Origin of the sequence: Kluyvera intermedia, assembly GCF_034424175.1 — a bacterium.
GTDB lineage: Bacteria > Pseudomonadota > Gammaproteobacteria > Enterobacterales > Enterobacteriaceae > Kluyvera > Kluyvera intermedia.
The window spans coordinates 4,648,186-4,668,498 of sequence record NZ_CP139986.1 but is presented as its reverse complement, the minus strand read 5'-3'; the positions used below and the strand labels follow the sequence as shown (position 1 = coordinate 4,668,498).

At 52.0% G+C, this 20,313-nt stretch carries 15 protein-coding genes; 5 read left to right on the top strand and 10 right to left on the bottom strand.

Going from position 1 to position 20,313, the window contains the following annotated elements; translation table 11 throughout:
• Positions 1-73: 73 nt before the first annotated feature.
• From U0026_RS22390 to glnA, 4 genes are all read right to left on the bottom strand, one after another.
• Positions 74-181: a YshB family small membrane protein gene (locus tag U0026_RS22390; protein WP_126440935.1), complete on the bottom strand. Its 108-nt coding sequence runs from the start codon at positions 179-181 to the stop codon at positions 74-76.
• 111 nt (positions 182-292) lie between these two features.
• Positions 293-1,705, bottom strand: coding sequence for a nitrogen regulation protein NR(I) (gene glnG, locus U0026_RS22385; protein ID WP_062776480.1), 1,413 nt, complete (start codon positions 1,703-1,705; stop codon positions 293-295).
• Between the two features lie 9 nt (positions 1,706-1,714).
• Positions 1,715-2,764 carry a nitrogen regulation protein NR(II) gene (gene glnL, locus U0026_RS22380; RefSeq protein ID WP_062776481.1) on the bottom strand — a complete coding sequence of 350 codons (1,050 nt, stop codon included), beginning with the start codon at positions 2,762-2,764 and terminating at the stop codon, positions 1,715-1,717.
• Positions 2,765-2,970: 206 nt separating this feature from the next.
• Positions 2,971-4,380 carry a glutamate--ammonia ligase gene (gene glnA / locus U0026_RS22375; protein ID WP_062776483.1) on the bottom strand — a complete coding sequence of 470 codons (1,410 nt, stop codon included), beginning with the start codon at positions 4,378-4,380 and terminating at the stop codon, positions 2,971-2,973.
• 379 nt (positions 4,381-4,759) lie between these two features.
• On the opposite strand from glnA, the gene typA reads away from it, so the two are divergent.
• Positions 4,760-6,583, top strand: a complete 1,824-nt coding sequence (gene typA, locus U0026_RS22370; protein ID WP_062776485.1) for a ribosome-dependent GTPase TypA — start codon at positions 4,760-4,762, stop codon at positions 6,581-6,583.
• A gap of 122 nt (positions 6,584-6,705) precedes the next feature.
• On the opposite strand, the gene U0026_RS22365 is transcribed toward typA, so the two are convergent.
• Positions 6,706-9,768, bottom strand: a complete 3,063-nt coding sequence (locus U0026_RS22365) for an autotransporter outer membrane beta-barrel domain-containing protein (protein ID WP_062776487.1) — start codon at positions 9,766-9,768, stop codon at positions 6,706-6,708.
• 546 nt (positions 9,769-10,314) lie between these two features.
• Between U0026_RS22365 and yihX the strand changes: the two genes are divergently transcribed.
• From yihX to fabY, 4 genes are read left to right on the top strand one after another with little or no spacing between them, the layout of a single operon-like run.
• Complete coding sequence (gene yihX, locus U0026_RS22360) at positions 10,315-10,914, top strand: glucose-1-phosphatase (protein ID WP_062776488.1); 600 nt, start codon at positions 10,315-10,317, stop codon at positions 10,912-10,914.
• Complete coding sequence (locus U0026_RS22355) at positions 10,908-11,768, top strand: virulence factor BrkB family protein (RefSeq protein ID WP_062776490.1); 861 nt, start codon at positions 10,908-10,910, stop codon at positions 11,766-11,768. Before yihX ends, U0026_RS22355 begins: the two co-directional genes overlap by 7 nt.
• A 2-nt stretch (positions 11,769-11,770) precedes the next feature.
• Entirely contained in the window at positions 11,771-12,208 is a 438-nt protein-coding gene (gene dtd / locus U0026_RS22350; protein WP_062776491.1) for a D-aminoacyl-tRNA deacylase, read from the top strand.
• 44 nt (positions 12,209-12,252) lie between these two features.
• Positions 12,253-13,194: a fatty acid biosynthesis protein FabY gene (gene fabY / locus U0026_RS22345; protein ID WP_062776493.1), complete on the top strand. Its 942-nt coding sequence runs from the start codon at positions 12,253-12,255 to the stop codon at positions 13,192-13,194.
• Positions 13,195-13,220: 26 nt separating this feature from the next.
• On the opposite strand, the gene U0026_RS22340 is transcribed toward fabY, so the two are convergent.
• The 5 genes from U0026_RS22340 to fdnG all read right to left on the bottom strand — a co-directional run bounded on the left by U0026_RS22340 (position 13,221) and on the right by fdnG (position 19,901).
• Positions 13,221-14,138 (bottom strand): alpha/beta hydrolase, encoded by a 918-nt coding sequence (locus U0026_RS22340; protein ID WP_062776494.1) that lies wholly within the window; start codon positions 14,136-14,138, stop codon positions 13,221-13,223.
• 239 nt (positions 14,139-14,377) lie between these two features.
• Positions 14,378-15,307, bottom strand: a complete 930-nt coding sequence (gene fdhE, locus U0026_RS22335) for a formate dehydrogenase accessory protein FdhE (protein ID WP_062776496.1) — start codon at positions 15,305-15,307, stop codon at positions 14,378-14,380.
• Positions 15,304-15,939, bottom strand: coding sequence for a formate dehydrogenase cytochrome b556 subunit (fdoI, locus tag U0026_RS22330; RefSeq protein ID WP_062776497.1), 636 nt, complete (start codon positions 15,937-15,939; stop codon positions 15,304-15,306). Before fdoI ends, fdhE begins: the two co-directional genes overlap by 4 nt.
• The gene (gene fdxH / locus U0026_RS22325) at positions 15,936-16,838 is read right to left on the bottom strand and encodes a formate dehydrogenase subunit beta (protein WP_062776499.1); all 903 of its coding nucleotides are present in this window, start codon (positions 16,836-16,838) and stop codon (positions 15,936-15,938) included. Before fdxH ends, fdoI begins: the two co-directional genes overlap by 4 nt.
• A gap of 12 nt (positions 16,839-16,850) precedes the next feature.
• Entirely contained in the window at positions 16,851-19,901 is a 3,051-nt protein-coding gene (gene fdnG, locus U0026_RS22320; RefSeq protein ID WP_153743971.1) for a formate dehydrogenase-N subunit alpha, read from the bottom strand.
• Between the last annotated feature and the right edge of the window lie 412 nt (positions 19,902-20,313).

Here is a 20,313-nt window from a genome sequence, read left to right as displayed (position 1 = left end):
TATTGCCGGTGGCGCTACGCTTACCGGGCCTACAAATCTACCGTAGGCCGGATAAGCGCAAGCGCCATCCGGCTTAGCTAAAAAGCCCAACCAGCGCAGCGCACAGTACGGCCGCTGCCGCGGTTTGTGGCGTATGGCTAGCGGCACCGCTTGATAGCAAATTAATCAATGATTCAAACATTATCGTCCCCTCGAATTTCCGGGCTGAATAATACTTAACTCATCGGAACAGTAAAGTACAAAATTGCAGCAATCTGCTCGAATCGAGCAATATTTACACTTTACATGAAGGTCACTCCATCCCCAGCTCTTTAAGCTTGCGGGTGAGCGTATTACGCCCCCAGCCCAGCAGACGAGCCGCTTCCTGTTTATGCCCCTGAGTATGTCGTAGCGCGGTGGTCAGCAGCGTGCGTTCCATTTCCGGCTGTGCTTCAGACAGCAGGTTTTGATGACCGGAACGTAGAGCACGGTCGGCCCACTGCGCCAGCAATGTGGCCCAACTGTCCGGCAGTGAAGCGGCTGCGGGGCTGTCCGGCATGCTGGCTTCAAACAGTTCACCTGGCAGATCCTGAATTAAAACTTCTTGTCCGGCTGCCATCACCGTTAACCAGCGACAGGTGTTTTCAAGCTGACGCACGTTGCCCGGCCAGGCCAGACGAGTTAACGCGGCTTCCGTTTCTGGATGCAGTAATTTGGCTTCAACACCCAGTTCACGCGCGGCAACCTGTAGGAAATGGTGTGCCAGACGTGGGATGTCTTCCCGACGCTCGCGCAGCGGTGGAAGATGGACACGAATGACGTTCAGGCGGTGGAATAAATCCTCGCGGAATTTCCCTTCCTGGACACGCTGTTCGAGATTCTGGTGGGTAGCGGCAATGATACGTACATCCACCTTTACGGGGGCATAGCCACCCACGCGGTAGAATTGCCCGTCTGCCAGGACGCGCAGCAGGCGGGTCTGTACATCCATTGGCATGTCACCGATCTCATCGAGGAACAAAGTGCCCCCGTCGGCTTGCTCAAAACGCCCCTGGCGTACGGTGTTCGCGCCGGTAAAGGCCCCTTTCTCGTGGCCAAACAGTTCAGACTCAATCAGGTCTTTCGGTATCGCGGCCATATTCAGTGCGATAAACGGCGCTTTTACGCGTGGGCTGTGGCGATGCAAGGCATGCGCAACCAGCTCTTTCCCGGTACCGGACTCACCGTTAATCAAGACGCTTATTGAGGAGCGAGAGAGGCGACCGATAATGCGAAACACATCCTGCATCGCTGGCGCTTCACCAATGATATCGGTAGTGGGATCGTTTACCTGAACATTGCGCGGCTGCTGCTGTTCTTGATAATGGCTGATGGCGCGTTCAACGAGCGCCACCGCTTCATCGATATCGAATGGTTTTGGCAGGTAATCAAATGCCCCTTGCTGATAGGCGCTCACGGCGGCATCCAGATCGGAGTGTGCCGTCATTATGATGACCGGAAGCATCGGATGACGCTGTTTAATTTGCGTGAGCAGCGCCAGACCGTCCATACCCGGCATGCGAATATCGGACATCAGCACGTCTGGCGTTTTGGTCGCCAGCGCATCAAGCACCTCTTTCCCGCCCTCAAATGTCGTACAGGTGAGGCCCGCCCCAGAGAGTGCGCGTTCAAGCACCCAACGGATGGAGCTATCGTCATCTACGACCCAGACTATCCCTCGTTGCATAAACACACCTTATTTTTTAATTGGCAGGTAAACCGAAAACTCGGTATGACCCGGCCAACTGGTAAATTCAATTTTGCCGGAGTGCTGATCGATAAGGCTGCGCGCAATCGACAGACCCAGCCCGGTACCGCCTTCACGGCCGCTGACCATCGGGTAGAACAGCGTATCTTGTAAATGTGATGGAATGCCGGGGCCGTTATCTTCAACGTCAATTCTGGCAGCCAGGCGGTAGCGCACGCCGTGTAGCGTGAGCTGAAATGCGGTTCGCGTTCGCAGAACGATTTCACCACCGTCTGGCCCTAAAGCCTGAAGTGCATTACGCACGATATTCAGTAAAACCTGCTCTATCTGGTCTGGATCGTGCGGAAGCTCCGGCAAACTTGGATCGTAGTCGCGAACTAGCGTGACATTATCCGGCAACTCCATTGAGACCAGTTTCACCACCCGCTCCGCCACCTTATGGATACTCTCATTGACGTGAGTTCCTGGACGCTGTGGCCCCAGCAGACGGTCCACTAAATTACGCAGACGGTCAGCCTGTTCGATAATTACATTGGTGTATTCAGTCAATGCAGGGTCAGGCAGGGCTTTACTCAATAGCTGTGCTGCGCCGCGTAAGCCACCCAGCGGGTTTTTTATCTCATGGGCTAGCCCACGTACCAGATCGCGTGCAGCGATTTGCTGAGCGTGCTGTAGCTGCTCCTGGCTCAGGCGGCGTTGGTTATCCATCGGCGCCATTTCCAGCAGGATAAATCCATCAGGCAGGCGCTGAGCGGTAAGCGAGAGAATATGTGAACGACTGTCGATGACTAACGTCACTTCGTTATCAGTAAACCCCTGACCGGTTTGCAGACTTTCCTGCATCAAGCCAATGTTTAGCGAAAAATAGCTCAGCAGTTCAGGTAACGGTGTGCCGAAAAGTTTACGCGCGCTCTGCGCCAGCAGCTGTTGTGCGGCCGGGTTGGCGTAATGAACGGCGAGGTCGTCATCGACTAATAAAATGCTGTTGATTAACGAATTGAGGATCTGCCCAGCATCGGGCAGTGCGCCTGTTGCCATTTAGCAGTCTCCTGAAAAGGCTTGCACTGTTTTAGTGCATTATAGCTTTTTACGGTTAAAAAGCGCGAAAGTTCAGGTTGTTGGTGGAGAAAAAAGCCCATCCTGAGATGGGCTGAAAGCTTCCACGGCAACTCAACTCCAGGGTGTTGCGTCAAGGTGGGTTCACCATGACGCGACGTTAGCTGGATGGGACAACTCAAAAACGATTAAACGCTGTAGTACAGTTCAAACTCTACAGGGTGTGGCGTCATGCGTACGCGGTCGTTTTCTTCGATACGCAGACCGATGTAAGCGTCGATAGCTTCATCAGTGAATACGCCGCCAGCTGTCAGGAATTCACGGTCTGCGTCCAGCGCGTTCAGTGCTTCTTCCAGAGAGCCTGCAACCTGTGGGATCTCTTTTGCTTCTTCTGGAGGCAGATCGTACAGGTTTTTGTCCATTGCTTCGCCTGGGTGGATTTTGTTCTTGATACCATCAAGACCGGCCATCAGCAGTGCTGCAAAGCACAGATACGGGTTAGCTGCTGGATCCGGGAAGCGCACTTCGATACGACGTGCTTTCGGAGACGCAACCACTGGGATACGGATAGAGGCAGAACGGTTACGGGCAGAGTAAGCCAGCATAACCGGTGCTTCGTAACCCGGGACCAGACGCTTGTAGGAGTTGGTGGTTGGGTTCGCCAGGGCGTTGATCGCTTTAGCGTGTTTGATAACACCACCGATGTAGAACAGCGCCTGCTCGGACAGACCTGCATACTTGTCACCGGAGAACAGGTTTACGCCGTTCTTGGACAGAGACATGTGGCAGTGCATACCGGAACCGTTATCGCCAAACATTGGTTTTGGCATGAAGGTCGCGGTTTTGCCGAAACGGTGTGCAACGTTGTGAACCACATATTTGTAGATCTGAATTTCGTCCGCTTTTTTGGTCATGGTGTTAAAGCGGGTCGCGATTTCGTTCTGGCCAGCGGTTGCCACTTCGTGGTGGTGCGCTTCAACAACCAGGCCCATCTCTTCCATGATAAGACACATGGTAGAACGGATGTCCTGGGAAGAATCGACCGGAGGAACCGGGAAGTAACCGCCTTTCACGCCTGGACGGTGACCTTTGTTACCACCTTCGTATTTGGTGGAAGAGTTCCATGCGCCTTCGATATCATCGATAGCCACGTGAGAACCGGAAATAGATGCGCCGAAACGAATGTCATCAAACAGGAAGAATTCTGGCTCTGGCCCGAACAGAACGGTGTCCGCGATGCCGGTAGAACGCAGGTATTCTTCAGCGCGTTTCGCGATGGAGCGTGGGTCACGGTCGTAGCCCTGCAGCGTACCTGGTTCCAGGATGTCGCAACGAATAATCAGGGTAGACTCTTCAAAGAACGGGTCGATGAGAGCGGTAGATGCGTCTGGCATCAGCACCATGTCGGATTCGTTAATGCCTTTCCAGCCGCCAATTGAGGAGCCGTCAAACATTTTGCCTTCTTCAAAGAATTCGGCATTTACCTGATGAGCAGGGATCGTGACGTGCTGTTCTTTACCTTTGGTATCGGTGAAGCGCAAATCGACAAACTTCACTTCGTGCTCATTCAGCATCGTCAAAACGTGTTCAGCGGACATACTTAACATCTCCCGGATTTATCATTGTCGTCGTGGTAACGAGGTCTTCTATCACTGCATAAAGTGGCGTTGTTGCCCTAAAAAATATAAAGCGAAATCTGTGCCAACTTTTAAATTACCCCCAAAAGGCGTTATCATGCGCACCATAGTGCAAAAGGGATGCACCACGATAGCTTCTTTGCACCATTATAGTGCTTACCTGTGATTGTTGAGCACCATATTGGTGCAAATTGTGATTAGGTGCCCTTTTTATGCTCCGTGAAAGCGATCACAAAGAAACTCTGCAATACTTGTTTGCGGAGGATCTCTGTGATCCTGTTTTGTAGTGCGATTAATCCGTGTACAATAACGCGCTATTTCTAATGCCCGAGGCAAAGTTGTGATCGAAAATTTGCGTAACATCGCCATCATCGCGCACGTTGACCATGGTAAGACTACCCTGGTTGATAAGCTGCTCCAGCAATCCGGTACGTTTGATGCGCGTGCTGAAACACAAGAGCGTGTGATGGACTCCAACGATTTGGAGAAAGAGCGTGGGATTACCATCCTCGCGAAAAACACCGCAATCAAATGGAATGATTACCGTATCAACATCGTTGATACCCCAGGCCACGCAGACTTCGGTGGTGAAGTTGAGCGCGTCATGTCCATGGTAGACTCCGTGCTGCTGGTTGTTGATGCAATGGATGGCCCGATGCCGCAGACGCGCTTCGTGACCAAAAAAGCATTTGCTCACGGCTTGAAGCCAATTGTTGTTATCAACAAAGTTGACCGTCCAGGCGCACGTCCTGATTGGGTTGTTGACCAGGTATTTGACCTGTTCGTTAACCTCGACGCGACCGACGAACAGCTGGACTTCCCTATCATTTACGCATCTGCGCTGAATGGTATTGCTGGCGTTGATCACGCAGATATGGCGGAAGATATGACTCCGCTATACCAGGCGATTATCGACCATGTACCAGCTCCAGACGTAGACCTGGATGGCCCGCTGCAGATGCAAATCTCCCAGCTGGACTACAACAACTACGTTGGTGTTATCGGTATCGGCCGTATCAAACGCGGTAAAGTGAAACCAAACCAGCAGATCACTATCATTGATAGCGAAGGCAAAACCCGTAACGGTAAAGTCGGTAAAGTCCTGACCCACCTGGGTCTGGAACGTATCGATAGCGACCTGGCGGAAGCTGGCGATATCATCGCGATCACTGGTCTGGGTGAGTTGAACATCTCTGACACCATCTGCGACCCGCAGAATGTTGAAGCGCTGCCAGCGCTGTCTGTTGATGAACCAACTGTAACCATGTTCTTTAACGTCAACACTTCACCATTCTGTGGTAAAGAAGGTAAGTACGTTACTTCTCGTCAGATCCTTGACCGTCTGAAAAAAGAGCTGGTACACAACGTTGCGCTGCGCGTTGAAGAGACTCCGGATGCTGACGCATTCCGCGTTTCTGGTCGTGGCGAACTGCACCTGTCCGTTCTGATTGAAAACATGCGTCGTGAAGGTTTCGAGATGGCGGTTTCCCGTCCGAAAGTTATCTTCCGCGAGATCGATGGCCGTAAACAAGAGCCATTCGAAAACGTAACGCTGGACGTCGAAGAGCAGCACCAGGGTTCTGTTATGCAGGCACTGGGTGAGCGTAAAGGCGACCTGAAAAACATGAATCCAGACGGTAAAGGCCGCGTACGTCTTGACTACGTGATCCCAAGCCGTGGTCTGATCGGCTTCCGTTCAGAATTCATGACCATGACTTCCGGTACTGGTCTGCTGTACTCCACCTTCAGCCACTACGACGACGTTCGTCCAGGCGAAGTTGGCCAGCGTCAGAACGGCGTACTGATTTCCAACGGCCAGGGTAAAGCAGTTGCGTTCGCACTGTTCAGCCTGCAGGACCGCGGTAAGCTGTTCCTGGGTCACGGTGCAGAAGTTTATGAAGGCCAGATCATCGGTATTCACAGTCGTTCTAACGACCTGACTGTAAACTGCCTGACCGGTAAGAAACTGACCAACATGCGTGCTTCCGGTACTGATGAAGCCACCACGCTGGTTCCTGCTCAGAAAATGACGCTGGAACAGGCTCTGGAATTCATCGATGACGACGAACTGGTAGAAGTGACTCCAATTTCTATCCGTATCCGTAAACGTCACCTGACTGAAAACGATCGTAAACGCGCAAGCCGTGGTCCAAAAGAAGACTAATTATCGTCTTTGATGGTGAAAAGCCGCTGATTATCAGCGGCTTTTTTTTGCCTTCCGCTGAGAGTGTGCAAAAAAACGCCTGATGATGATCGCCAGGCGTTTTAATTTACTTAGGTTGAAATTCAGAAGCTGTATTTAACGCCCAGCATTCCCTGCGTATCACTGTAGCCTTTATCCCCAATCTGCTGAGCAACGTTACCCCACATATTCAAGCGTGGCGTAATCTGCCCTTCGACACCCAGTTTCAGCTCGCCGATATTCTTAGCGCCATGCATTTCATTGCTAACATCGTCCATTTTCACCCGCGTCATCTGCGTGTTATGGATCCAGTTGGCCTCAATGAATGGCTGGAACTCACGCGATTTACCATCATCGATAGGGTGATGCCCGTTGATATAAGCTTTCACACCGAGACGCGTCATCACGTTACCGTCAGTCTTATCTTTCACCTGAGTACCATTGGCTTCGCGATGGCTATCAGCTTGTACATCCATCCAGATAACCTGCGCTTTGGGTTGAATCCAGTAACTGTTGCGTTCATTTTCCGACACTTTGAAGCTGTAACCCGCCTCAATGGATGCCGTAATACCGCTGGATTTATATTTCTCCGTGGCTAAATGCTCACCCATCACTTTGTTATCAAACCAGTTATACAGAGCCCACGTATCGACGTAAGTTCCCGTTTTATCCGTCTCGTTAGCGTACCAGGTGCCGTATAGACCGACGCTGTAGCCCGTCACTTGTCCACGTGAGCGATATTGCGTCAGGCTGGACTCTGTTCTGCTTCGGCTGTTGCCGTAACCCGCCATTGCCCCAACATGCCAACGATCTAAACCATCCGAACTCCACTGGGCAATATCGCCACCCAACTGCATCACGTAACGATTACTTTGTGTACTTAACCGACCTGAAGCATCCTTAAAGCGCGTATGTCCCCCAACATTACGAAGCCATAGGCTAGTCACCTTTTTTTCTCCGGTGAGCATGTCGGTGTACTGTGTTTCACCCAGACGATCGTGAAGACGGGTGATGAACATGGTATTCGCGGCATAGTTGTTTGCCATATAGCTACCATATTCAGGACGATATTGATGCTCTCCTGGAAGTGCTGGTGGCACCGGAGGAGTCGGGTCAACAGGATCCTGTGGGTCGACCGGGTCAACTGGGTCAACTGGGTCAACTGGGTCAACTGGGTCAACTGGGTCCGGCGGTGGCGGGTCGACCGGGTCTGGTGGCGGCGGGTCAACCGGGTCCGGCGGTGGTGGGTCGACCGGGTCTGGTGGTGGCGGGTCAACCGGGTCTGGCGGCGGTGGGTCGACCGGGTCCGGCGGTGGTGGGTCGACTGGATCCGTCGGTTCCAGAAGACTCGTCAGATACCAGTTATTTCCTTTTTGTACAACGTTATAGTCGTAGCCGCCTGCAACAATGCGCCCCTCTTTTTCAAATACACCGTCTGATTGACCTCCAACGCTGATGATTTCAATCCCCTCAACGGTTTGTGCGCCATTGCCGCCAATATTCCTTACGGCAACCAGGGCATTACCGGCAGTATTGCCGTTAACGATAAGCTTATCCGTTTCCGAAACGTCATTGTAAAGCACGGTATTAAAGACCAGCCTGCCGCCATCTCCTGTGAAATCTTCGTTGATTGTTAGCGTCTGCCAGCTATCAGGATCGACGTGTTGGAAATTGACGATACTGCCTGAATTTAGCATCAGGTGAGTGAGGGTTGAGCTATTGCTCATATTCCAGGTTGCATCGGTCATTGATACGGAAATATTGCCCGTTCCGGCTGCTGTGCTGGTGATGTATGAGGCTCCGTTCCATATCGATTCATTCGTCATGTTCAGCGTAATGGCGCTGTTTTGCAAAGGTAATGAGCTGGTAGCTGCAATCGCACCGGCAGCGAGTAAATCGCCCTTAATATTGAGTTGCCCACCCGCCGAGCCATCAACCATCCCTCCGCTTTCCGCGAGAATCGCGTAGCTTTGGCTGTCGTTATTGCCAGCCATGGTGAGGGTTGTGTTGCCGGCTAAATTAATCTTACCGCGTGATATCGCATACAAACCCGCTGGAGCTTTAGAGGCGGATTTTTCCGCGCTGTTGGCCGCTATGCTGATGTTATTTGCGAGGTTGACCGTCCCAGAGCTATAGGCGTATACACCGTGAGCACCAGAGCCTTGGGTGAAAATAGCGGAATTTTCGCCCACGTTAGCCACCCCTGTTGCCCCATAGGAATAAATGCCGTGACCATCAATGCCGTTTGTTTTGATGGAGGCGTGTTCATCCAGGTTCACAGTGCCATTGGAGACATACATTCCGTATGCCCGACTCTGATCGGTTGTGATGGTTGTATATTTTCCAAGATCAATCGTTGAAAGGCTGGCAGCATAGAGGCCATGTGAACTCGTCCCATAGGTTTCAATGGTCGTGTTATCACCGAGGCGTACATATGCTCCGTTCTGGCTTGTGCGTACCCCTTCGGCACTATTACCGCGTGTGACAATGTGAGCTTTATCGCCAACAATAATATTGTTTTTGACCACCGAAGCGTTTTTCATGGCGTTAGCGGAAATACCACGTCCCTGGAATCCCGTGGTTTCAATATATAATTCATCGCCAACGTAAATATTGGCTGAACCAAGATAACCCTGGCTATAACTACTGTATCCAGCGTTAATGCCATCTCCACTGTATCCATTAACGTAGATTTTCGTACGGTCACCGGTGATGATAAATATTGGGTTATCTGGGGTGTTAGTGCCATGAGTACGGATCCCATCAACATCTTTTCCATCATTTGTTGAGATTTTCGACTTAGTATAAATTGTCAGGTCATCACCCAAAACAACACCTGCGCTCCCCGAGGTTGAATTACGAAGAACCATTAGAGAATGCTCAAAGGCCTCTGCGCCGGGACCATTTAAGGTAACGTTATTACCGTAAATTTGAATATTGCCTGGGTCATATTGATAGATATAGTTAGGGTTACCGTTGTTTTTTTGATAACTGGCGTTGGCTGTTGCAGGGATTAGCACACGTAACTCAGCGGGCAGGTCGGATACCAGGCCACTTGAGGGTAAGGAATCAAAATCAATACGTGCCGCATGAACCGGGAGTGCGAAAGTAGCTAATGCGGCCGATACAGCCAATGCAATTCGAGAATATCTATTCTGATGTAACATAATAGCCTCCTTCCTTTAGGCCTGATTCATAACGATATTTAAATCTTTATTTGAAGTAGGCTAATATGTTAATCAATACTGAGCGGTCTTATTAAAAATAAGTCATAATTGCTTTGTCTATAAACTAATTTCGCTACGTATTATGATCAGGGTGTCTGTGCGTTGATACATACCCATAAATAATATTCCGCTATGTTCAGCAATCCCTTTGCATTAGCTACACTTTAAATATTTCACCTGTAAGTAAATGTGTCAAGGTCAATAAAAGGAACATGCTATTATTTTAATAACGATATGGAATGACTTTAAATGAATATTCCTGGTAAAAATCCAACCTCAAATAATTAACGATGCGTAAATGCAATATATTTCGATATGCTCCAGGAGTTTTACTACCTGAGATCGGAAAAATGTGCGTCATTTAGGATATTTTATAGCTAAGAAAATAGCACTATAAGCTAAAACTCTCAGGTTTGACCGTCGTCAGTAGTCAAACTTCGGCTTTCCCGCTACAGTTATTCATCCACGGCTTACAAGGAGAAGGTCATGCTCTATATCTTTGATTTAGGTAATGTGATTGTCGATATCGACTTTAACCGTGTGTTAGGAACATGGAGCGACTTAAGCCGTGTCCCGCTGGCTTCGTTAAAGCAGAGTTTTACTATGGGAGATGCTTTTCAGCAGCATGAACGAGGTGAAATAACGGATGAGGCCTTTGCCGATGCGATTTGTCATGAACTGGCATTGCCGCTGAGCTATGAACAATTCTCACATGGCTGGCAGGCTGTTTTTGTGGCGCTGCGCCCGGAGGTGATTGCCGTTATGCAAAAACTCCGCGAGCAGGGGCACCGGGTTGTGGTGCTGTCGAACACCAACCGTTTACACACGACGTTCTGGCCTCAGGAGTATCCGGAGATACAGCAGGCTGCCGATCATATCTATCTGTCGCAAGAACTGGGGATGCGTAAGCCTGAAGCTCGTATTTACCAACATGTTATCCAGGCGGAAGGTTTTTCAGCGCAAGAGACGGTCTTCTTCGATGATAATGCCGAGAATATAGAAGGCGCTAACCAGTTGGGGATCACCAGTATTCTGGTGACCGACAGAGCGACCATTCCTGAATATTTCGCGAAGTTGTTATGTTAAAAACCGTTCATCATAAAGCCAGGCACCATATACGTCCGATTTGGGCCTGGTTGAAGTTGCTCTGGAAGCGTATTGATGAGGACAATATGACGACGTTGGCGGGGAATCTTGCCTATGTCTCATTACTCTCGTTGGTACCGTTGGTTGCCGTTATTTTCGCGCTTTTTGCGGCTTTCCCGATGTTTTCTGACGTCAGTGTGCAACTGCGCCACTTTATCTTTGCCAACTTCATCCCAGCGACTGGGGATGTGATTCAGCGTTATATTGAACAGTTTGTTGCTAACTCCAGCAAAATGACGGCAGTAGGGGCATGTGGGCTGATAGTCACTGCGCTGCTGCTGATGTATGCCATCGACAGCGCGTTAAATACCATCTGGCGCAGCAAGCGTACCCGACCCAAAGTTTACTCTTTTGCGGTTTACTGGATGATTTTGACGCTTGGGCCGATATTGGCCGGAGCCAGTCTGGCAATAAGTTCCTATCTGCTCTCGCTGCGTTGGGCCAGCGATCTCAATACCGTTATCGATAACGTGCTGAGAATTTTTCCGCTGGTGCTCTCCTGGCTCTCATTCTGGTTGCTCTACAGCGTAGTGCCGATTACCCGTGTACCTAATCGCGATGCGATAACCGGTGCATTTGTTGCCGCTGTCTTGTTCGAAGCGGGAAAGAAAGGTTTTGCGCTTTATATCACCATGTTCCCGTCTTATCAGTTGATTTATGGCGTTCTGGCGGTGATTCCTATTCTGTTTGTCTGGGTCTATTGGACATGGTGTATCGTCTTGCTTGGTGCGGAAATAACTGTCACTCTCGGTGAATACCGAAAATTAAAAACAGAACCACAAGAAGACGAATAACCATGATTGCATTAATTCAGCGAGTTACCCGTGCCAGCGTCAGCGTGGCGGATGAGGTGACTGGGGAAATAGGTCCAGGGCTGCTGGTGCTGCTGGGGGTTGAGAGAGATGACGACGAACAAAAGGCTAATCGCCTGTGTGAACGTGTGCTGGGTTACCGAATTTTCAGCGATGCTGACGATAAAATGAACCTAAACGTGAAGCAGGCCGGTGGCAGCGTGCTGGTGGTATCACAGTTTACATTGGCTGCGGACACCGAACGTGGAATGCGCCCAGGCTTTTCTAAGGGGGCCGCTCCAGACCGCGCCGAAGCGCTTTACGAATACTTTGTTGAGCGTTGCCGCCAACAGGAAATGAACACCCAAACAGGACGATTTGCTGCGGATATGCAGGTGTCGCTGGTCAACGATGGCCCGGTTACGTTCTGGTTGCAGGTATGAATCCACTTCCCGGTAGAACGCGGGGGACAAAAGAGAGTGCCATTATGTATCATCTCCGAGTACCGCAAACGGCAGAAGAATTAGAGCAGTATTACCAGTTCCGCTGGGAAATGCTGCGTAAACCGCTTCATCAACCGAAAGGCTCCGAACGCGATGCGTGGGATGCGCTGGCCCATCATCAGATGGTGGTTGATGAAGAGGGAAAGCTTGTTGCCATCGGCCGCCTTTATATTAACGCCGACAGCGAAGCCTCTATCCGCTTTATGGCGGTCCATCCTGATGTTCAGGATAAAGGCCTGGGGACGCTCATTGCGATGACCCTCGAGTCCGTGGCGCGTCAGGAAGGGGTTAAACGTGTGACCTGTAGCGCACGTGAGGACGCGATGGCATTCTTCGCCAAGCTGGGCTTTGTGAGTCATGGTGAGATTACGACGCCGCAAACTACCCCAGTTCGCCACTTCCTGATGATAAAGCCCGTGGCCTCTCTTGATGACATTCTGCATCGCGGTGACTGGTGTGCGCAGCTACAGCAGGCTTGGTACGACCATATTCCGCTTAGCGAAAAAATGGGTGTACGCATTCAGCAGTACACCGGACAAAAATTTATTACCACCATGCCGGAAACCGGTAATCAGAACCCGCACCATACGCTGTTTGCCGGGAGCCTATTCTCGCTTGCGACCTTAACCGGCTGGGGGCTTATCTGGTTGATGCTGCGCGAGCGTCATCTGGGAGGCACGATCATCCTGGCTGATGCCCATATTCGTTACAGCAGACCGATCACCGGAAGGCCTACGGCCATTGCCGACTTAGGTTCTCTGAGCGGCGATTTAGACCGTCTGGCCAGAGGTCGTAAAGCGCGGGTCCAGATGCAGGTTGAGCTCTTTGGCGATGATTCACCTGGCGTGGTGTTTGAAGGTACATACATTGTGCTGCCTGCCAGACCGTTTGGTGCCTATGAAGAGGGCGGTAACGAGGAAGAGTAGGGCGCGCCTCTACAGATATCCCTCAATCACTCGCTGGCCCAGGCAATTCGCCGGGCCACGTCCCGCATTGCCCCTCGCGCCGTTTCACTGACTCCGCCAAGCTGGAAGAACCCATGTATTACACCGAGGTAACGCTGGCCGGTACAGGCGACACCCTGTCGAGTTAGCCTTTGTTGCAATGCCTCTCCTTCATCCCGTAGCGGATCAAATTCCGCGGTCAGGATATGTACCGGCGGTAAACCGCTAAAATCGTCTCGCCAGAGCGGGCTCGCTTCAGGATGTTGGATATCAGCCTCCTGGAGGTACATTTCATAGCCCGAGAGCAGTGTGTCACGAGTGATGATGTAATCCTGACCATTACTGAGGTAACTGGCAAAACTGGCGGTAGCGTCGAGCATCGGGTAAATCAGGAGTAATGCGGCAGGCGTCCACTGTGCGGAATTTTTTAAGCGTAGCGCAGTCACCAGCGCCAGATGCCCGCCTGCGCTATCCCCGGCAAGCGTAATACGATGACGGTCGATACCCAGTTGTTCGGCGTATTTATGCACCAGATTCGCCCCCTGCTCGGCATCGTCATGAGCGGCTGGGAACGTGTACTCTGGCGCGAGGCGATACTGTACGGCAATCACCCGGCAACCGTTGTGGTAGGCTAACTGTCGCAGTTGGTTATCATGTGTAATAAAGCCGCCGCTAACAAAGCAACCGCCATGGTAGTAAATGACGCACGGTAGTGAATATGCCGCATTTAGTGGGGATATCACGCGAAGTGTCATGCCTTCGAGCACAATATCTTCCGATTTGACCCGTATCTCTTTCTCACCGGCAAGCACCGTACTGGCGATATAACCCGCCCTCCGGTCATCAATATTCTGCTGTCTTGAAGAGGGACGACCTGCCGTAATAAACTCAGCAACGAGCTCCGCAATTCCATTTTCCAGCGCCATTTTCCTCTCCTGTTAACTGTTCATTTATACAGTGTTATAACCTGGTTCCTGATGAATGAAAATAGGCGAATGTCGACAATGTCTGATTCCGGAAAGCTACTCGCAAAAGGGTATAAAAGCACATATGACGGTTAAGGAGGGGCTGTACTTCGTATGTTGAATGAGAGGTGGAAGAGGGATAAGGCGTTTTTTGAGTGATTAAAAACAACCCGGTAGCGTCACCGGGTTGTTGGTTGGATTTACTCCCCTTCACCCGGGAACAAGAACGGGTTGATAGAGCTACGGGCGAACCCTTCCTGCTCCATCCGCGCGTCGAGTACCAGTGAGGCGAGGTCGTCCGCGACGGCTTCGACTTTCGGGTCTTTTTCCTGATACAAAATCTTCAGGTAAGTGCCGCAGTCACCGCAGCTTTCAGCTTTAATTGCCGACTGTTCGTTGTCCAGCGACCAGTAATGCAGGTCGCGGCTCTGTTCGCAGTTGCTGCACTTCACGCGCACCACGTGCCACTCGGTTTCACACAGATTACAGTGCAGGTAACGCAAGCCCTGAGTCGAACCGATTTGCACCATGCTGGAGACCGGCATTGAACCGCATACCGGGCAGAACTGGCGCTGTTCGCCATATTCCGCACGGGCTTTGCCTGGAATAAGGCTCGCCATCTGCGCCCAGTAAAGCGACAGCGCAGCCCAGATGAACGGGGCTTTATCGCTGCTTACCGAAGCGAAATCGGATTCAAACAGCGCGCTCGCCATATTTTCCAGTTCTTGCTCGGAGGCTTTTTCCAAGTTTTCGATAACCGCCAGCGCCGGGCCACTCATCTCAGGCTTCAGCTCGGCAATCATCGATTGCAGCAGGGTGTGCCAATGCTTATCGCGCGGCAGAACGTGAATATCCAGCGGCGGCTTGCCCTGATCATTCGCTTCTTTCAAGCGCGCGGTCAGATCCATCTTCAGCGGATGGTCATACAGCACGACTTCCTGAGCATGGGCGATGAGCGCTGCAAAGCGCAGGTAATCACCCAGCGGGTTATTCTCAGCCAGCTCGCGCAGACGCTCGGCACGGCGGTTGTAGAGGTTCTTGAGTCTGGGGAACAACAACGGCGGAATGACTTCCGCCGTACGTTTCTCGCTCGAACCCAGCTCATCTTGCGGGATTATGCGAATACTCATTCAGATGACTTTTCCTGTTTCTGGCGGACTTCACGGTACCAGCGTGGGTGATGTTTCTTCGCCCATGAACTGGTGACCCATCCTTCCACCATCGCGGTAATGGTGCCTTTCACCCAAAGGGCGGCGTAAATATGCACCATGATAACCACAATTAACGCCACTGCGGCAAATGAATGCAGCATTAACGCAAATCGGATCACCGGGATTGAGAAAGCAGGCGCAAAGTACGGACGCCAGATAATCACACCGCTCACCAGCAGCAGCACCAGGAAGATAATCGCCGCCCAGAATACGCATTTCTGGCCGAAGTTATAACGCCCGGTGTCACCTACTTCCTCGTTGACGACGATCTTACGAATATTCTTCGCCCAAAAGATATCATCCCGATTGATTAGATTATGGTGCCAATAGCGGAAAAACATGATGATAAACGATGCAAACATGATGACGCCGACGAACGGGTGCAGAATTCGCGCCAGCTGCGGTGTGCCCATGATTTGCATTAACCAGTTGAAGGATGGGAAGAAAAATCCCAGCCCGCTTATCGCCGCCAGCATGAAGCAGAAGGCGGTGACCCAGTGGTTGATACGTTCCGGCGCCGTGTAGCGCACGATGGTGTCACGTTTTTTCATTTGCGCACCTCATCGTTGTCTTCATGCAGGTTATCTTCTTCGTCTTCCGCGCGGTTCGGGCCGACACCGACGTAGTGGAAGATACTCGCGGCAAACGTGGCCGCAAAACCAACGGCGGCCAGCGGTTTCCAGATACCTTTCCAGAACTTCACGGTGGCGCTGATTTCCGGGTTCTCCGGCAGGCCGTGATACAGATTCGGTTTATCGGCGTGGTGCAACACGTACATAACGTGTGTACCGCCGACACCGGCCGGATCATACAAGCCTGCATTGTCGTAGCCGCGGGTTTTCAGTTCGGTGACGCGCTCGCCTGCCAGCACTTTCATATCCTCTTTAGAGCCAAAGTGGATAGCGCCGGTCGGGCAAGTTTTTACGCAAGCCGGTTCCTGTCCCACATTCACGCGGTCGACGCACAGCGTACATTTATAGACGCGGTTGTCTTCCGGGTTCAGGCGAGGCACGTTGAACGGACAGCCTGCAATGCAGTAACCGCAGCCGATGCACTGCTCGGACTGGAAGTCGACAATGCCGTTGGCATACTGAATGATAGCCCCTTCAGCCGGACATGCCTTCAGGCAGCCCGGATCGGCGCAGTGCATGCAGCCATCTTTGCGGATGAGCCACTCCAGTTTGTCGTTTTGCTCAACTTCCGAGAAGCGCATCACCGTCCAGGATTTGGCGGTCAGATCGGCGGGGTTGTCGTACACCCCAACGTTGCTGCCGATTTCATCGCGGATATCGTTCCACTCTGAACACGCCACCTGACAGGCTTTACAGCCAATACAGGTGGTGACGTCGATGAGCTTCGCCACCTCTTCCTGGTGATCCCGCGCCTGAGGCGCGGGAGTGAAACCGTTAGTGGCGGAACGACGAATAATATCTTGTGATTGATAAGCCATAGGTCGTCTCCGTTACACCTTTTCCACGTTCACGAGGAAGGACTTAAACTCCGGCGTCTGCGAGTTTGCATCACCGACGGACGGTGTCAGGGTATTGGCAATAAACCCTTTCTTCGCCACACCTTCATAGCCCCAGTGGATCGGAATACCGATGGTATCGATATCCTTACCGTCTGCCTTCAACGTGCGAATACGCTTGGTCACCACCGCTTTGGCTTTAATATAGCCACGGTTGGAGGAGACTTTAACGGTATCGCCATGGGCAATACCCAGCTTATTCGCCAGTTTTTCGCCAATCTCTACAAACTGTTCCGGCTGAGCGATAGCGTTAAGCAACGCATGCTTGGTCCAGTAGTGGAAGTGCTCGGTCAGACGATAGGTGGTGCCGACGTACGGGAACTTATCCGCTGTACCTAACGCTTCCTTGTCGCCTTTAAAGATACGGGCGGCAGGGTTGGAGATCACGTTCGGGTGCAGTGGGTTGGTCCCCAGCGGTGTTTCAAACGGCTCGTAGTGTTCCGGGAACGGACCTTCCGCCATCTTATCAAGGGCGAACAGGCGTCCCATCCCTTCCGGCTGCATGATAAACGGCCCGACGTTGCTGCCTGGTGCGGCGGCACTGTAGTCCGGGATATCGACACCGCCCCACTTCGCGCCGTCCCATTTCAGGAGCTGGCGTTTTGGATCCCACGGTTTGCCCTGTGGGTCTGCGGAAGCGCGGTTATACAGAATGCGGCGGTTCAGCGGCCAAGCCCAGGCCCAGCCCAGCGTGTTGCCAAGGCCGGATGGGTCGGCGTTATCGCGACGCGCCATCTGGTTACCGTCAGGCGTCCAGCTACCGGCAAAGATCCAGCAGCCGCTGGCGGTGGTGCCGTCATCACGCAATTGAGCAAACGAACTGAGCTGCTGGCCTTTCTTGACGATGACCGCTCCGGTGGCTGGGTCGATAATATCGGCCAGCGCTTTACCGTTGTTTTCCATCGCCACTTCCTCAGACGCAGGTTCTTCCGGCGTTGAGTAGTTCCAGCTCATGTTCAGCACCTGCTCAGGTGCCGGGCCGCCTTCTTCAGCGTACATTTTACGCAGGCGTAAGAAGATACCGGCGAGAATTTGGCCGTCGGTTACCGCCTCCCCTGGGCCGTCAGCGCCTTTCCAGTGCCACTGCAACCAGCGACCGGAGTTAACGATAGAACCGTTCTCTTCGGCGAAACAGGTGGATGGCAGACGGAACACTTCGGTCTGGATTTTCGACGGATCAACATCGTTAGACTCACCGTGGTTCTGCCAGAACGTCGACGTTTCGGTGTTGAGTGGGTCGATGGTCACCAGGTATTTCAGTTTCGAAAGCGCTGCGACCGTTTTGTTTTTGTTCGGGAATGAGGCAACCGGGTTAAAGCCCTGGCAGAGATAACCGTTGACCTGGCCCTCTTTCATCATCTCGAAGTACTGCAGCACGTCGTACCCTTTATCCCACTTCGGCAACCAGTCAAAGCCCCAGCTGTTTTCAGCCGTGGCTTTATCGCCATAGAAGGTCTTCATCATTGAGACGAAGAATTTCGGGTAATTGCCCCAGTAGTTCACCTGGCCTTCCAGCAGCGGTTTTGGCGTGCTGGCGGTGAGGTAAGTTTGCAGGTCAGTCTGTTTTTCGCTTGGCAACGTCATGTAGCCTGGCAGGCTTTGCGACAGCAATCCTAAGTCGGTCAGCCCCTGAATGTTGGAGTGACCACGCAGGGCGTTCACGCCGCCGCCAGCCATGCCCATGTTGCCGAGCAGCAGCTGAATCATTGCCATGGTACGGATGTTCTGCGAACCGATGGAGTGCTGCGTCCAGCCCAGGGCGTACAGGAATGAAGCAGTTTTATCGTGCGCGCTGGTTTCTGCGATGTATTCACAGACTTTGAGGAAGTCGGCTTTTGGCGTCCCACAAATATTCTCTACCATCTCCGGCGTGTAGCGGGAAATATGCTGCTTCAGCAGATTCCACACGCAGCGCGGATGGGTGAGGGTGGTATCGCGTTTGGCGTAACCGTTCTCATCCAGCTCGTAGTTCCAGGACGTTTTATCGTACTTACGCGCCTGTGCGTCATAGCCGCTGAACAGGCCGTCGTCGAAGCTGAAATCTTCACGTACGATAAGGCTGGCGTTGGTGTAGGCCTCGGTGTACTCACGGTTGAATTTTTCATTATTCAACAGGTACAGCATGACGCCTGACAGGAACGTAATGTCAGTACCGGAGCGAATAGGGGCGTAGAAATCTGCCACCGACGCGGTACGCGTAAAGCGGGGATCGATAACTATCAGCTTCGCGCCGTTGTGGATTTTGGCTTCCATCGCCCAGCGGAACCCAACTGGGTGAGCTTCTGCGGCGTTACCGCCCATCACCACGATGAGGTTGGCGTTCTTGATGTCGACCCAGTGGTTGGTCATCGCACCGCGACCAAATGTTGGAGCAAGACTTGCTACCGTTGGTCCGTGTCAGACACGTGCTTGGTTGTCGACCGCGAGCATACCGAGCGCGCGCGTAAATTTCTGGGTTAAAAATCCGGTTTCGTTACTGGATGCCGATGCGCACAGCATACCGGTGGTCAACCAACGGTTGACGGTAGTCCCGGCATCGTTCTTTTCAATAAAGTTGGCGTCACGGTCAGCTTTCATCAGTTTGGCGATGCGATCAAACGCTTCATCCCAACTGATTTTCTGCCATTTATCGGAGCCTGGTGCGCGGTATTCAGGATGCTTCAGACGGCTTTCTGAGTGGATAAAGTCCACCAGGCCTGCGCCTTTCGGGCACAGTGCGCCACGGTTAACCGGGTGATCCGGGTCCCCTTCGATATGGAAAATCGAGGCTTTTGCGTTTTTTGCGCCGTCGCCGAGGCTATACATCAATAGCCCACAACCGACAGAGCAGTAAGTGCAGGTGTTACGAGTCTCACGGGTGCGCAGCAACTTGTACTGCCGTGTTTCCGCGAGTGCGATGCCCGGGGCAAAGCCCAGCGCCGCTGCCGTGGTTCCTGCCATACCGCCAGCGCAGATCTTAAAGAACTGTCTTCTGCTGACCTGCATGGATCGCTCCTTGTTTCGACATTGTTATTGCTTGTAGTTTTTCTTCGCCGTAGCACGACGAAGGTGCTGAAAAATGTGATGCCCTCAGTTCCAGGAGGGCTTTCAATCAGAATACCACATTATCGGTAGGCCTGTTCCGATACGGTTAATGGTAGGTGAATAGAATTTGCGCGCATTAACATTGAATTGTGGTTTAGCTCACAAATTGATCGGATTGTGGCGGGTAGAGGATGGGTAATTAACGTCATTAACTATAAGGGATTAGATTTCGCGCAAGGGATTGTTTGTCGCATAATGTGGCGTTATAAGTGCAGTTGTGCGTTATTGCACCACAAACTTGATCCATAATAAGCCTCAATTCCCCTGTGTTGTGGTGGAATAGACGCCCCGTATTGTTGATGTTGTCAGAGTA

Coding starts and splice junctions, on each gene's coding strand:
- fdhE (WP_062776496.1), bottom strand. CDS start 15,307: ATGAGTATTCGCATAATCCCGCAAGATGAGCTGGGTTCGAGCGAGAAA.
- fdoI (WP_062776497.1), bottom strand. CDS start 15,939: ATGAAAAAACGTGACACCATCGTGCGCTACACGGCGCCGGAACGTATC.
- U0026_RS22390 (WP_126440935.1), bottom strand. CDS start 181: ATGTTTGAATCATTGATTAATTTGCTATCAAGCGGTGCCGCTAGCCAT.
- glnG (WP_062776480.1), bottom strand. CDS start 1,705: ATGCAACGAGGGATAGTCTGGGTCGTAGATGACGATAGCTCCATCCGT.
- dtd (WP_062776491.1), top strand. CDS start 11,771: ATGATTGCATTAATTCAGCGAGTTACCCGTGCCAGCGTCAGCGTGGCG.
- glnL (WP_062776481.1), bottom strand. CDS start 2,764: ATGGCAACAGGCGCACTGCCCGATGCTGGGCAGATCCTCAATTCGTTA.
- U0026_RS22340 (WP_062776494.1), bottom strand. CDS start 14,138: ATGGCGCTGGAAAATGGAATTGCGGAGCTCGTTGCTGAGTTTATTACG.
- yihX (WP_062776488.1), top strand. CDS start 10,315: ATGCTCTATATCTTTGATTTAGGTAATGTGATTGTCGATATCGACTTT.
- U0026_RS22365 (WP_062776487.1), bottom strand. CDS start 9,768: ATGTTACATCAGAATAGATATTCTCGAATTGCATTGGCTGTATCGGCC.
- glnA (WP_062776483.1), bottom strand. CDS start 4,380: ATGTCCGCTGAACACGTTTTGACGATGCTGAATGAGCACGAAGTGAAG.
- fabY (WP_062776493.1), top strand. CDS start 12,253: ATGTATCATCTCCGAGTACCGCAAACGGCAGAAGAATTAGAGCAGTAT.
- U0026_RS22355 (WP_062776490.1), top strand. CDS start 10,908: ATGTTAAAAACCGTTCATCATAAAGCCAGGCACCATATACGTCCGATT.
- fdxH (WP_062776499.1), bottom strand. CDS start 16,838: ATGGCTTATCAATCACAAGATATTATTCGTCGTTCCGCCACTAACGGT.